This window comes from Papillibacter cinnamivorans DSM 12816 (assembly GCF_900176335.1).
Classification (GTDB): Bacteria; Bacillota; Clostridia; order Oscillospirales; family Oscillospiraceae; genus Papillibacter; species Papillibacter cinnamivorans.
Map to the genome: position 1 here is coordinate 451,461 of NZ_FWXW01000001.1, position 13,905 is coordinate 465,365.

The window sequence follows — 13,905 nt, forward strand, 5'->3', positions numbered from 1 at the left end:
ATAGGATTCTACGGAGAAAATGTAAAGGAAAAACCTGTTCTCCGGTATTTTTTGTCTCCCGCCGCTCATGCTATATCAGGAAAGGGGCCGAAAAAAGTGAGCCGTGAGGATAAAAATAAGAGCTTCCCGCCGGTTAATCCCGCGGGCCGGTTTTATATCCGGCTGTTGAAACGGTATTGGTCCGACAACGTAGGGCCCACCGCGGCGGCTCTGGCGTATTACTTCCTGTTTTCCTTCTTCCCATTTCTGGTCTTCGTCAGTATGCTCCTGGGGTACCTGAATCTGCCTCTGGAGTCCGTTACCCGGGAATTAAGGGGAATTCTGCCCGGCGACGTCATCGATATCATTCGTCTGTACGTCGAATATGTGACCCGGGAGCGAAGCGAAAGCCTCCTGGTTTTCGGTCTGGTGTTTACCCTCTATTTCCCCTCCCGGGCGGTGGACTATCTCATGGTCTCGGTGAACCGGGCCTACCGGGTGGCCGAGCGCCGCTCCTTTCTGGCCCATCAGGCCGTGGTGCTTCTCTACACTCTCTTTCTGGTGGCCGTCATTTTCATTTCCCTTGCCCTGCTTACCGTCGGCCCCGTGGTGCTCTCCTACCTGGCCCGGATCTTTCACTTCCCCGGCGGGTTCGTCCGCGGGTGGAATTACATCCGCTTTTTAATTCTGGGGTGCCTCCTGTTTGCCGCTCTGGCTGTTTTGTATCATACGGCGCCCAAACGGAAAATGCCTCTGGGTGCCGTGCTTCCCGGCGTCTGTGTCTCCCTTGTTTCCTGGCTGGCGATTTCCGCGGGATACGCCCTGTATGTGGAGCGGATCGCTCTCTACTCGGCGGTTTACGGCTCCGTGGGCACCGTTATCGTCCTTCTCATCTGGCTTTACTTCAGCGCGCTCACTCTCATCATGGGCGCCGAGTTCAATCATGTCCTTCTCACTTCCCGTTCTCCCTCCATGGATTGAACCGCCGCTTGTTCCGCCCGTTCCGGGAAAGGTGTTCTGGGGGCGTTTTATAACCGGGAACGGCGGTTTTTCGGTTTAGCACTCTTCGCTTCCGAGTGCTAAATATTCACACTTTGTTCATATATTGTTTACATACTATTCATAATTCGGCGGTACAGTTATACTATAGAAACAAAAATAAACCCCGAATTTTAAGCAATAAAACGGCCCGCCTGCATTTGAAGGCGGTCGGGCCGCAAATGAAAATAGCGGCCGTCGGGGCCGCGGGAGGACAGCTATGAATCTGCAGAAATTCACTCAAAAATCCTTGGAGGCGATCCAGAACGCCCAGAACAGCGCCATCGAATACGGTAATCCCCAGGTGGAGCAGGAACACCTGCTCTATGCTCTGCTGACCCAGGAACAGGGGCTCATCCCCCAGCTTCTGTTGAAAATGCAGATCAATGCCGAAAGCTTTACAGCCCAGGTCATGCGCTCCGTGGAATCCATTCCCCGGGTGTCCGGCTCCGGCCGGGAAGCCGGCAAGATTTACGTGTCAGCGGATGTGGATAAAACGTTGGTGGAGGCCGAAACCATCGCCTCCCGGATGCGTGACGAATACACCTCGGTGGAGCACCTTTTCCTTTCCCTGCTGGAAAACGCCAACCGAAACCTGAAAAGTCTTTTTTCCACTTTTAATATCAATAAGGATGCCTTTCTCAAAGTCCTGATGTCGGTCCGGGGCAACGTGAACGTCACCAGCGACTCTCCGGAAACTACTTACGACGCGCTGAAAAAATACGGCGACGACCTGACCGAGCGGGCACGGAACAAAAAAATGGACCCCATCATCGGCCGGGACGATGAGATCCGCAACGTCATCCGGATCCTTACCCGCAAAACTAAGAACAACCCCGTGCTCATCGGTGAGCCCGGTGTGGGTAAAACCGCCATCGCCGAGGGCCTTGCCCAACGGATCGTCCGGGGCGACGTTCCCCAGTCTCTCCGGGACAAGACCATCTTCTCGCTGGATATGGGCGCCCTCATCGCGGGGGCTAAGTTCCGCGGAGAGTTTGAAGAGCGCCTGAAAGCGGTCCTTTCCGAGGTGAAAAAGAGCGAGGGCCGCATCATCATGTTCATCGACGAGCTGCACACCATCGTTGGCGCCGGCAAGACCGACGGAGCCATGGACGCCGGCAATCTCTTAAAGCCCATGCTGGCCCGGGGCGAGCTGCACTGCATCGGCGCCACCACTCTGGACGAATACCGCCGCTATATCGAAAAAGACCCTGCTCTGGAGCGGCGCTTCCAGCCTGTACAGGTTAACGAGCCCACGGTGGAGGACACCATCGCCATCCTCCGGGGCCTCAAGGAGCGCTATGAGGTCTATCACGGCGTGAAGATCCAGGATCAGGCCATCATCGCCGCAGCCACTCTCTCCAAACGGTATATCACCGACCGGTTCCTCCCCGATAAGGCCATCGACCTCATCGACGAGGCCTGTGCCATGATCCGCACTGAAATCGACTCCATGCCCACCGAGCTGGACGTCATCTCCCGGAAGATCATCCAGCATGAGATTGAGGAGGCCGCCCTGAAAAAGGAAAGCGATCCGCTTTCCAAAGAGCACCTCAAGGAGATCCGGAAGGATCTGGCCGAAATGCGCGAGCAGTTCAAGAGCATGAAGGCCCGCTGGGAAAACGAGAAGCAGGCCATCGGCAAGGTCCAGAAACTCCGGGAGCAGATGGAGAAACTCAATCAGGAGATTGAAAAGGCCGAGGAGCAGTACGACCTGAACAAGGCCGCCGAGCTCAAATACGGAAAGCTGCCCCAGCTTCAGAAGGAGCTGGCGGCGGAGGAAGCCCTGGCCGAGACCGGCAAAAAGAATTCCCTTCTCCGGGATAAGGTCACCGAAAACGAGGTGGCCATGATCGTGGAGCGCTGGACGGGGATCCCGGTCACCAAGCTCATAGAGGGGGAACGGGACAAGCTTCTTCACATGGAGGAAATCCTTCACAAACGCATCATCGGCCAGGACGACGCGGTCACCCGCGTTGCCGAAGCCATCATCCGTTCCCGCGCAGGGATTCAGGATCCGGATCGGCCCATCGGCTCCTTCCTCTTCCTGGGACCCACCGGCGTAGGCAAGACGGAGCTTGCCAAGGCCCTGGCCGAAAGCCTCTTCGATGATGAGCGCAACATCGTCCGCATCGACATGAGCGAGTATATGGAGAAATACTCCGTCTCCCGCCTCATCGGGGCGCCTCCCGGTTATGTCGGCTACGAGGAAGGCGGTCAGCTCACAGAGGCGGTCCGGAGAAAGCCCTATTCCGTGGTGCTGTTCGACGAGGTGGAAAAGGCCCATCCCGAGGTCTTCAACGTCCTGCTTCAGGTGCTGGACGACGGCCGGATCACCGACTCCCAGGGCCGGACGGTGGACTTTAAAAACACCATCATCATCCTGACCTCCAACCTTGGCTCCGATTTCCTTCTGGACGGCATCGACGCGGAAGGAAACATCCGCCAGGAAGCGAAGGACCGGGTGGAGGCCCTGCTCAAGCGCAGTTTCCGGCCGGAATTCCTCAACCGTCTGGATGAGATCGTCTTCTTCAAACCCCTCACCCGTGCGGACATTGAGAAGATCGTGGACCTTTTGATGCAGGATCTGAACCGCCGTCTTGCCGAAAAGCAGCTCTCCTGCCGCGTGACGGACAAAGCCCGGGCCTTCCTGGCCGATCACGGCTACGATCCGGCCTTCGGTGCCCGGCCCCTGCGCCGCTATATCCAGCGCACGGTGGAGACCCTCATCGGAAAGCTCCTCATCGGGGAGCCTCCTGCGGCCGGTTCCGTTATCACGGTGGATGTGTCCGGCGATGAGATCACCGTCAAAGCCGCGGCGGAAAAGCATGCGGACTGACTTTTTATGAATGAATTGAAACCGCGGGTACGAAGCATGCTTCGTACCCGCGGTTTGTTTTAAAAAATTCCGCGTCGTTAAATTTCGGCATATGTCCGGCGGGGGTAACCCTCTCCGGACATATGCGATTTATTTCATTCCGACCAAATTAGTTATTCCTGGCCTGCCTTGAGCTGCAGCTGCAATCTGTCGGCAATCATTGCGATAAATTCGCTGTTGGTGGGCTTTCCCTTGGAATTGGATACCGTGTATCCGAAAAACTTTTGCAGCGTCTCCAGGTCGCCCCGGTCCCAGGCCACTTCGATGGCGTGCCGGATGGCCCGCTCCACCCGGGACGGCGTCGTGGAGAACCGTTTGGCCACCTCGGGATACAGAACCTTGGTCACGGCGTTGATCACGTCCATGTCCTTCACCGCGATCATGATCGCCTCCCGCAGGTACTGATACCCCTTGATATGCGCCGGAACTCCGATTTCATGGATGATCGCCGTCACCATGCTCTCCAGGCTCAGCTCGCTCTTGGACGCGTGGAGCGACTGAGTGGTCGTCTGATGGAGCTTTCCCCTGCTTTTGACCTGGCGGATCCGCTCGATCAGCGTCTGCATGTCGCAGGGCTTGATCATGAAATAGTATGCGCCCAGCATTGCCACCTCCGTGGTGGTGTGTTCGTTGACAAACCCGGAAAGCACGATTGCGGCGGGTTTCTGCCGCAGATTCATGGAATTGATCGCCTTAAGCACGCCCAAACCGTCCAGTTTAAGAAGCACGATGTCCAGGAGAATCACATCCGGGCAGAGTTCACTCACCATTTTCAGCGCTTTCTGACCGTCCGATGTCGTTCCAACAACCTCAAAATCTTCCTCGTTGTTCAGAGCTTCTGCCAAAAGAGTCTGGAATTCTTCGCCGACATCGGCGATGAGTATCTTCGTCCTGCTTTCCATGATGTCTCCTCCATATTTGGCATATTTGATTTCGCGTGCTTTGCGACGCAAAGTGGAATTCTAGCTTGAACTTATCTATAAATTAGCATAATTGGACAGCATTTGCAATAGGATTTTGGAATTATATGGTATTTTTTATTCGACATTATTCGGATGTCTTTTGTCAGGAGACATTTTCGATCTCCTGCCAGAAGGCTTCCTCCAGCATGTTTTCAATCAGAATGCCATATCCTTCCCGCGGATTGTTTACCAGCACATGAGTCACGGCGCCTACCAGCATGCCGTTTTGCAGGATCGGGCTTCCGCTCATTCCCTGCACGATTCCCCCGGTTGCTTCCAGAAGTTTCGGGTCTGTGACCTGGATCATCAGGTTTCGCGTGGTGAACCCAAGATTGGGATATATTTTTGTGATTTCGATCTCATATTCCTTCACTTCGTCCCCAAGAACGTTGGCAAGGATCGTCGCTTTCCCCGTTTTCACCTGGCTGCGCGTCGCTGACGGCAGCGGGCTCCCGCCTGTCAGGGAACACTCCTCCATGGTGCCGAATATGCCGCAGTCGGTATTAGCGTACAGCTTACCCATGTCTTTCTGAAGGTTGAACTCCCCCCTAAGTTCTCCCGGCTTTCCGTTTTCCCCCCGTTTGATCGCCTTGACGGTGGATTCCATGATCGCGCCGGAAGACAGGGGAACCAGCAGAGAGGTGTCCACGTCGTTGATGCCGTGTCCCAAAGCGCCGAACACGCCGCTGTCCGGATCATAAAAGGTCAGCGTGCCGATCCCGGCCATGCTGTCCCGGATCCAGATCCCCAGCCGGTAGGTGCCGTCGGACTCCGCCCTGGCGGATTTCCCGTCCAGCTGGATGCTTTTGCCCGATCGGAGCAGCCGCACGGTATAAGTGCTCTCTCCAAGCCGGCTGATAATCTCCTGAATCTCCTCCGTGGAATCGATTTTTTCTCCGTTGATATGCGTGATGATATCTCCCTTAGCAATCCCGCAGTCCGCGGCGGGAGTGCATTGTCCCTGCTCCGTTTCAATGGAAGACAGTCCGACTACCATAACTCCGTCGGCAAAAAGCTTGATTCCCACCGTATGGCCCAGCGGCACCAGCATTTTGCTCCCCGTCTCCGTTTTTTGCCCGGTGCCGCCCCGTGCGGGCAGCAGCGCGGGGCCTACCCCGGCCATCGTCTCTCGGCATCCACCCCCGGTCTCAGACACAACCGCTCCCCCCGCCATGAACAAGAGCGCCGGAATGAACAGCATGACGGCAAACCGGACAAAGAACGGCGGTTGCCGTCTTTTGACTCCCTGTTCATTCATCAAACCACCCCTTTCCTGATTTTCCCGCTCGTCAAACAAAATCGTTTGAAAGCCGGCTTTCATAATATGTCTGAAAACAAATTAAAAAAGCGCTTCGCTCCCTGACAAAATGATGCTTCTCTGGATTTCTGATGTTTGCCATCGTCCTGTCTGACTGCGTTTGAGTCAAACCGCGGTGCAATAAATTGACCTTTTGTCAGAATTTGAATCGGCCGCCGTCTCCATCGGAGGAACCGGTTTCCTCTTCGGGATGGTTTTTCGGGTTTATGTTTTTTGTTGAAAACCGGCTTTCTTTTCTATTATCTTTCGCATTTTTTCGTCCGATATCGCTGTAAAAAAACAAAAAATAAAACCGGAGCATACCATTTTCAGGAATGCTCCGGCTCAAGGGAATTATACTGGATTTCAATAAAAATATTGATACGACAAATAAAACGATATGGTTGTCCCCCCGCCTGCGGCGGGGGGACAACCATACTCTTGTTTAATCTTTGTTTTGGATGATAGTATCATTTTTTAAAACAGATCTTTTCGCTTCAGAATGATCCCCACGATTACCACGATGCCAACCGACAGTACCGCGGGAAACCAGGCGGTGGGAAACGGCAGATTGCCCACGTTCATCCCGTAAAAGCTGAAGATGATATTGGGGATAGTGATCATGATTGTAATGCTGGTGAGCACCTTCATGATCACGTTCAGATTGTTGGAGATCACCGAGGCATAGGCGTCCATCATTCCGGAAAGGATGCTGGAGTATATGTTCGCCATTTCGATGGCCTGGTGCACTTCCGTCAGCACGTCCTCCAGCAGATCCTGGTCCTCTTCGTAGAGGGTCACGATCCGGCCCCGCAGGATTTTCTCCAGGGTTACCTCGTTGGCCTTCAGGGAAGTGCTGAAGTACACCAGCGATTTCTCCAGATCCAGGAGCTGGATGAGCTCCTTGTTCCGCTGGGACTGATAGAGCTGCCGTTCCATATAGCTGGAAATCTTGTCGATCTGCTTCAGGTATTGGAGGTATCGGCCCGCCACCCGCAGCAGGACCAGAAGGATAAAGCTTGTCTTTTGGGAAGTTTTGGCCGTTTTCACCATGCCTTCTTCAAAATCACGGATGATGGGAGTCTCTTTCAGGCATATAGTGACGATATTTTGTTCGGTGAGGATAATTCCCAGAGGCAGCGTGGAGTAAATCACCGCGTCTTCCTTTTCCACCGAGGGGACGTCGATGATTACCAGCGTCTGCCCGTCCTCGGTGTCGATGCGGGAAGTCTCCTCTTCGTCCAGGGCGGCCCGGAGAAAGGAGGGCTCCACCTTTAGCTTTTCCATCACGAGCTTCAGCTCGTCTTCCGTGGGGTAGGTAAGATTGATCCAGCAGCCGGGGCCCATCTCCGGCATTTTGCACATTTTCCCGTCAATGGTCTTGAAAATGGAGAGCAAATTCATCACACCTTTCCCCCGCACAAAATACGCCCCTATGGCTGTTGTGCGGAGCTCTGATGGCGCCGGCAATTATGTATTGTGCCGCCGCTTTGGCGCATGAACCCATATGCGCCGTTTCCCTGTGCATTGTTCTCGACTGTTAGGGTCTCCGCTCACGGCGCATATCACTCCCTTTTCAAAAATTCTCTTTGATTTACCGCTGTAGAATAGCCGCCATGCGGCTTTAAGCCGCAAACGCATAGCGTTTCTGCGGCGTATGGCATCGCTTGAGGTTCCGCCCTTCGGGCGGGAGCAAGCCGCGCCCATGCGGCTATTATACCATGTTGCGATTCAAATGCAAGCCCGGTTTTCTCCCGCATTCACACGGCCGGCCGCTGCGTACTGAGGGTTCCGCAGCGGCCGGATTTGCTGTAAGGCAGGGGGGTTGTTAAGGCGCCGGTCGTTCACACCTGCAAGCCGGATCAGCGCTTTTTGTTGAATATGTTGAATATCTCCGTAAATGGGTCTTCTTCCTCTTTGGCGGCTTCCGCGGGCTTGTCCGCGGACTTTTCGGCCTCCGAAACGACCTTGTTTCCCGCTTCGGTAAAGGGCTTGGCGTCATTCATCCTGTAGTTGCCCTCGTCAAACCCGGTGGCGATCACGGTTACCCGGATCTCGTCCTCCAGTTCCTCGTCGAAGGCTGCGCCGAATATAATGAGTGCGTCCTTGTGAGCGGCCTGCTGCACCAGGTTTGCGGCGGTTTCCACTTCCTCCAGTCCGATGTCCATGGACCCCGTGACGTTTACCAATACGCCCTTGGCGCCGTTGATGGAAGTCTCCAGAAGCGGACTGGAAATGGCCAGCTTCGCCGCTTCCTCCGCCTTTCCTTTTCCTGCCGCCCGGCCGACGCCCATGTGGGCAAGACCCGCGTTCTTCATGATGGCGCTCACGTCGGCAAAATCGAGGTTTATGAACCCCGTGTTCTTGATGAGGTCCGAAATGCTCTGCACCGCCTGGCGCAAAACGTCGTCCGCGATTTCAAAGGCGTTTGCGAAGGTGATCTTCTGGTCGGTGGCATGCTTGAGCCGCTCGTTGGGTATGATGACCAGCGAGTCCACCTTGGTGCGCAGCTCGTCGATTCCCCGCTCCGCCTGCTCCAGTCTCCGTTTTCCTTCAAAGCCGAAAGGCTTGGTGACCACTCCCACCGTAAGGATTCCCATCTCGTGGGCCACCTCGGCGATAATGGGCGCGCCTCCGGTCCCCGTGCCTCCGCCCATGCCCGCGGTGATGAAGACCATGTCGGTTTCTTCCAGGGCTTTGGCGATCTGGCTGCGGTTTTCTTCGGCGGATTTCTTGCCGATGTCCGGATTGGAACCGGCGCCCTGTCCGTGAGTCAGCTTCTCCCCGATCTGGATTTTATATGTTGCACTGGACATAGCCAATGCCTGTTTGTCCGTATTGATCGCGATGAAATCCACGCCTTTGGTGCCAGATTTAACCATTCTGTTCACCACGTTGTTGCCGCCTCCGCCGATTCCGATCACTTTGATCGTGACCACGGTATCCGGCCCGGTATCCAATCCAAACGGCATGACTTTTCCTCCTATATTTTGTGTATTTCAGGAACCAATGTGCCCATTACCCTCAATATCTGCCATATCTTTTTGATTTATTTTATTCCCATTTTGTCTCAAGGTCAAGAGTTCCCGCCGGATTTCCGCAAAGTTCTGAAATAATCTGGTTCCAAAAACAACCACTGCCGCCAGGTACAGATCCATCCCCAGACGTCTGCCCACATAAGTCAGAAATACGGCGATCACCGCGTTGCCGAAAAACCCGGAGATGAAGATGTCCAGCTTGAATCTGTGCTGGATGCGGGCGTTGATTCCGCCGCACGCCGAGTCCAGCGCGGCCAGAAGCCCCATAGCCACATAAAGGGAATAGCCGCCGGGAATGCTCCAGGGGACCAGGATACCTGCCACCGCTCCGATCAGAAGGCCGATGAGTACGTACATACTGCTCCGTAAGTCAGGGCTTGTCCCGTCGTTTTCCTTCGTTCCGGTCCGGAACGCGGCGGGGTGGCTCCTGCTGCCGCTTATGGCGGCAAGCGGCCAGCCGAATTCGGTATGGGTCTTTGCTTTGGGTGGGAATCTCGCTTATCCGTCCGTCTCCGCCGGCTCGCCGCTCTCGTCCCCCGGAACTTTCGCATACTGGAAGTTCAGTACGCCGTTGTATTTGGGAACGAGAAGGCTGTCGCTCATGGTGACGTCCACCGAGATTTTCCACTGTCCCAGGATGTCCACCACCCCGTTTCGCATGGTCAGGGCCCCGTGGAGGGTCTCGGGGTCCCCGATGGCGTCGATAACGAAGGGCGCGGCGGTGCGTACGTTGTTGATGCTCACGGTGGCCCCGCTGCACCGGACCTCGCTGGTCGCCAGGATTCTCTGGCCGTTGAGGGAAATGGCTTCCGCCCCCGCGTCCCGCAGCTCGTTGATGACGGATAGAATGTCGCTGTCGTGGATCAGGTAGTCGGCTTCCTCCCCCGTCGCGTCCCCCGCCGTGCTGTCCTGCATCACCACTTCCACTCCCGGCCCCTCCACGTCGGTGAGGCCCGCCAGAAGTTCCGCTTCGGAAAGCTCCGCCGTCAGGGCTTCCGTGTAATCTCCCTGCTTGGCGGCATCCTCGTGATACCGGTCCAGCTCGGTTTTATACTGCTCGATCTGCTCCGAGAGTTCGTCGTTTTTGGTGCGCTCCTCGTTGAGCAGACTCTGCAGGGTTTCCACCCGCGTGGCGTTGGTCTCGTCAGTCACGGTGTTTGCCTTCACGCTTTTAAATTGAAGCGTGAGCAAAAATCCCAGCAAAACGCAAACGGCGCCGATGGAAAATCCGCCCAGTTTCTTTTGCGGCAAAAAAGCTCCCTCCTGTCGATGTGCCCGAAGGCAGGATACCTCCGCTTCAGGACGAGGCGGGTATAAAATAGGCCGCGTCGCCCGTCAGGTCGATGGTGCCCTGGTCGTAGTCCGTAAGCTGCTCCACCACCTTGAGAAGGTATTCCACTTTGTATTCAAAATCCGCGGACACGGATATGCGTACGGTAAAGCGCTCCAGATACCCGATGCGAAACTCGGAAGAGCCGTCAAAGGCAATGCTTTGGGTGTCGCCTGCGGCGCCCTTGTCGGACAGTGCGGTAAGCAGCGCCGAAAGCTGGGCCTTCTTATCCCGGTCTTCCTCTGAAAAGGCGATGATGGTTCCTTCGCTGGGCGCCAGCAGGGTCGCACCTGTGATCTGGATAAAGCTCTCCGCTGCCGCTTGAGAAATATTCTCCAACAATTTTCCGTTTTTGTCAATCAGCCAGTATTTTGAATCCTGGGCGATCACCGCCAGGGGAGTGCATTCGGTGACCTCAATGGTGAGAGTATCCGGCAGAGTCCGGTTGATACGCACCTCGTCGATATAAGGAAGTTTTTTCAGGATCTGATTTGCCATGGTAAATTTATTGATAAGAAACAGGTTGTCCCCCACCGCCACGCCCGCGGCCTCGATGATCTCCTCGCCGGTGTACTTCTGGTTTCCGGAAACCTGTATGTTCTCCGCCTTGAAAAAGACGATCATGGCCATAATAAGGGCTGCGCAGATGATCGCGGCAGAGAGAAGCTTGTACAAAAAACCGGATTTTCTTCTGCTTCGCCGCCGTCGCGAGGAGTGACTGCTGCTTTTATTCGCCATGTGCTGTAACCTCCAAGCCCGTGGGTATCCACGGCGCGGCGTTGCCCGATAGGCGGCCGGAAAAGGTCCGCGCCGGACCGTGCCGGGCCTTACGGCCCGTCGGTCCGGAGGATTTCCGCTCCGATTTCCGCCAAAGAGCGCTCCAGGCTCTGATATCCCCTGTCGATATGGCTTATGCCCGAAATCCGGCTCTCGCCTTCCGCTCCCAGCGCGGCCGCCACCAGCGCGGCGCCGCCGCGCAGATCGGTCGCCTTGATGGAGGCGCCGTGCAGCCGGGGTACGCCGCACACCACCGCCACCCGCCCTTCCACCTTGATGTCTGCGCCCATGCGCATCAGTTCGTCCACGTGGCGGTAGCGGTTTTCAAAGATATTCTCGATAAACACGCTGGTCCCTTCCGCGCAGAGCATCGCCGCCATCAGCGGGGCCTGCGCGTCGGTGGGAAATCCGGGATACGGCGCCGTCCGCACCGGACGGACCGCCTTCAAAGGCTTTTTGCAGGAAATGATAACACTGTTTTCCTCGCTCCGGATCCGGCAGCCGGCCTCGCTGAGAATGGAAGTCACCGTGGAAAGGTGCCGGTAGTCCACGTCCTCGACGTTCACCTCTCCTCCCGCCGAGGCTACCGCGGTGAGATAGGTCGCCGCCACGATCCGGTCGGAGATGACGGTGTGACTGCAGTCGTGGAGCTTCGCCTTCCCCTCAACCACGATGGTCGACCCTCCCGCGCCGAATACGGAAAACCCCATGGAACACAGGAAATTCTGCAGATCCGTGATTTCCGGTTCCCGGGCCGCGTTGGTGATGGTGGTGGTGCCCTCGCAGCTGCAGGCGGCCAGCATGGCGTTCTCCGTGGCTCCCACGCTGGGGATGGAGAGATTGATCTCGCAGCCGCGCATTCTGTCGGCCCGGCACAGAAGGTTCCCGGATTTTTCTTCGATATGGGCTCCCAGCGCCCGGAGGGAGGACAGATGCAGGTCGATGGGTCTTGGCCCCAGCTCGCAGCCTCCGGGGAAGGACATTTTCGCCTCCCCCGCCCGGGCCAGGATCGCTCCCAGGAAAATGACGGAGGAGCGCATCTCCCGCATGAGTTCGTCCGGAATGTCGCACCGGCAGATGGATCTGGAATCGATGATGATTGTCCCGTTCTCCCGCTTTACGGTGCAGCCCAGGTGCTCCAATATTTTAATCGAAGCGGTCACGTCACTCAGGTCTGGGCAGTTATGTAGGATGCTCTCTCCCGGATTGACGATTGCCGCCGCAAGAATCGGCAGTACACTGTTTTTCGCTCCGTGTACCTTCACATTTCCATACAGCTGTTTTCCGCCATTCACTAGGAATGTGCTCATAGTTCAGTCCCCCGCATCAGTTAACCGGCAGCGGTGCCGGCGCATGCAAATATAGGCTCTTTTGTTCCGCCTCAGCCTATAGTATGCGGGATTTAGCGGAATCGTGATTAGCGCAGAATTTCCAGAATGGTGCGGTAAATCCGCTCCGAAGAGTCCGGTATTGCGAGTTTTGCCAGCTGGCTTTTCATTTCTTCCCGCTTTGCCCCGTCCGCCAGAATTTCCTGTGCCGTTTCAAAAAGAGCCCTGCCGTCGCACTCGCTTTCCAGAAGAACTTTCGCCGCTCCCCTCGCCTCCAGCACCCGCGCGTTTTTCTCCTGGTGGTTGTCGGTGACGTTGGGGGAGGGAACGATGATGGAGGGTTTCTGCAGGGCGGTGATTTCGCTGATGGTGGAGGCGCCTCCCCGGCAGATCACCAGGTCCGCCGCCTGCATCACCGTCGCCATGTCGTAGATGTATTCCCGCAACTCCACGCACAGATGACGGGAAAGGTGGACGCCCAGCTCCTCCAGGTAGCCCGGCATCCATTCGTAGCCCTCCTTGCCGGTGGCGTGAATGTGGTTGAAGGGCTCGGTGATGCATTCCAGGCGGATGAATTCCGCTATCTTTTTGTTCATCTCCCTGGCGCCCAGAGAGCCCCAGTAGGAAAGCACCAGCGGACGCTCGTCCAGGCCCAGGCTTCTCCTCGCCTCCTCGTGGGTCTTGCGGAAAAAGTCCCCCCTCACCGGCGTCCCGGTCACCACCACCCGGTCGGGTTTCGGATAATATTCCCGGCTCTCCTCAAATCCCACCATCACCCGGTCGGCGTATTTGGCCAAAGTCTTGGTGGTGAGGCCGGGCGTTGCGTTGGACTCGTGGATGGCGGTGGGGATCCCTCGTGCGGCCGCCTGGCGCACCACCGGGTAGCTGGCGTAGCCTCCGGTTCCTATCACCGCGTCCGGCTGAAACTCGTCCAGGATCTGCTTGGCCTGATCGCCCGAGGTCCGGAGGTTCAGCAGCGTCTTCAGATTGTGCCGGACCCCCGAGGCGTTCAGCTTTCTCTGAAAATTCGTAATGCTCACCGTCCGGATGGGATATCCCTCCCGGGGCACCAGTTTTGTCTCCATCCCCCCGTCGGCTCCCACAAAGAGGATTTTTGCGTCCGGATGCCGCTCCCGGATCAGCCCGGCCACTGCCAGAGCGGGGTTGATGTGTCCAGCCGTTCCGCCGCAGGTAAAGAGAATCTTCATGTGCATCATCCTATCTGCCCTTTCCCATCCCGCTTCCCCGGAAAGCAAAACCGTGTCTTTTGGCGGGGCC

The 13,905-nt window shown here is 56.5% G+C and carries 11 protein-coding genes; 2 read left to right on the forward strand and 9 right to left on the reverse strand.

All coding sequences use genetic code 11. The annotated features are described in order from the left end of the window. Positions 1 to 96 precede the first annotated feature (96 nt). Entirely contained in the window at positions 97 to 960 is an 864-nt protein-coding gene (locus B9A13_RS02270; RefSeq protein WP_159447997.1) for a YihY/virulence factor BrkB family protein, read from the forward strand. Between the two features lie 277 nt (positions 961 to 1,237). Beyond that, the gene (gene clpB / locus B9A13_RS02275; RefSeq protein WP_084233402.1) at positions 1,238 to 3,856 is read left to right on the forward strand and encodes an ATP-dependent chaperone ClpB; all 2,619 of its coding nucleotides are present in this window, start codon (positions 1,238 to 1,240) and stop codon (positions 3,854 to 3,856) included. Between the two features lie 152 nt (positions 3,857 to 4,008). Here clpB and spo0A read toward each other — a convergent pair whose 3' ends face one another. From spo0A to B9A13_RS02320, 9 genes are all read right to left on the reverse strand, one after another. After that, positions 4,009 to 4,800 (reverse strand): sporulation transcription factor Spo0A, encoded by a 792-nt coding sequence (spo0A, locus tag B9A13_RS02280; RefSeq protein WP_143806861.1) that lies wholly within the window; start codon positions 4,798 to 4,800, stop codon positions 4,009 to 4,011. A gap of 160 nt (positions 4,801 to 4,960) precedes the next feature. Then, positions 4,961 to 6,115 carry a SpoIVB peptidase gene (spoIVB, locus tag B9A13_RS02285; protein ID WP_242942751.1) on the reverse strand — a complete coding sequence of 385 codons (1,155 nt, stop codon included), beginning with the start codon at positions 6,113 to 6,115 and terminating at the stop codon, positions 4,961 to 4,963. Positions 6,116 to 6,631: 516 nt separating this feature from the next. Continuing rightward, entirely contained in the window at positions 6,632 to 7,552 is a 921-nt protein-coding gene (locus tag B9A13_RS02290; RefSeq protein WP_200809671.1) for a magnesium transporter CorA family protein, read from the reverse strand. Between the two features lie 464 nt (positions 7,553 to 8,016). Then, positions 8,017 to 9,126 carry a cell division protein FtsZ gene (gene ftsZ, locus B9A13_RS02295; RefSeq protein ID WP_084233404.1) on the reverse strand — a complete coding sequence of 370 codons (1,110 nt, stop codon included), beginning with the start codon at positions 9,124 to 9,126 and terminating at the stop codon, positions 8,017 to 8,019. A 27-nt stretch (positions 9,127 to 9,153) separates the two neighbouring features. Next, positions 9,154 to 9,549, reverse strand: a complete 396-nt coding sequence (locus tag B9A13_RS02300; protein WP_084233405.1) for a small basic family protein — start codon at positions 9,547 to 9,549, stop codon at positions 9,154 to 9,156. Between the two features lie 141 nt (positions 9,550 to 9,690). Further along, positions 9,691 to 10,443, reverse strand: a complete 753-nt coding sequence (locus tag B9A13_RS02305; protein ID WP_084233406.1) for a DUF881 domain-containing protein — start codon at positions 10,441 to 10,443, stop codon at positions 9,691 to 9,693. 46 nt (positions 10,444 to 10,489) lie between these two features. Further along, a complete protein-coding gene (locus tag B9A13_RS02310; protein ID WP_084233407.1) occupies positions 10,490 to 11,260 on the reverse strand; it encodes a cell division protein FtsQ/DivIB in 771 nt (256 codons plus the stop codon). An 89-nt stretch (positions 11,261 to 11,349) separates the two neighbouring features. Further along, entirely contained in the window at positions 11,350 to 12,609 is a 1,260-nt protein-coding gene (gene murA / locus B9A13_RS02315) for a UDP-N-acetylglucosamine 1-carboxyvinyltransferase (RefSeq protein ID WP_084233408.1), read from the reverse strand. A 107-nt stretch (positions 12,610 to 12,716) separates the two neighbouring features. After that, a complete protein-coding gene (locus tag B9A13_RS02320) occupies positions 12,717 to 13,835 on the reverse strand; it encodes a UDP-N-acetylglucosamine--N-acetylmuramyl-(pentapeptide) pyrophosphoryl-undecaprenol N-acetylglucosamine transferase (RefSeq protein WP_084233409.1) in 1,119 nt (372 codons plus the stop codon). Positions 13,836 to 13,905: the final 70 nt, after the last annotated feature.

What these genes read in the sequence shown, in the direction of transcription:
- ftsZ (WP_084233404.1), bottom strand. Translation starts at nt 9,126, where the DNA reads ATGCCGTTTGGATTGGATACCGGGCCGGATACCGTGGTCACGATCAAA.
- B9A13_RS02320 (WP_084233409.1), bottom strand. Translation starts at nt 13,835, where the DNA reads ATGAAGATTCTCTTTACCTGCGGCGGAACGGCTGGACACATCAACCCC.
- murA (WP_084233408.1), bottom strand. Translation starts at nt 12,609, where the DNA reads ATGAGCACATTCCTAGTGAATGGCGGAAAACAGCTGTATGGAAATGTG.
- B9A13_RS02310 (WP_084233407.1), bottom strand. Translation starts at nt 11,260, where the DNA reads ATGGCGAATAAAAGCAGCAGTCACTCCTCGCGACGGCGGCGAAGCAGA.
- B9A13_RS02300 (WP_084233405.1), bottom strand. Translation starts at nt 9,549, where the DNA reads ATGTACGTACTCATCGGCCTTCTGATCGGAGCGGTGGCAGGTATCCTG.
- clpB (WP_084233402.1), top strand. Translation starts at nt 1,238, where the DNA reads ATGAATCTGCAGAAATTCACTCAAAAATCCTTGGAGGCGATCCAGAAC.
- spoIVB (WP_242942751.1), bottom strand. Translation starts at nt 6,115, where the DNA reads ATGAATGAACAGGGAGTCAAAAGACGGCAACCGCCGTTCTTTGTCCGG.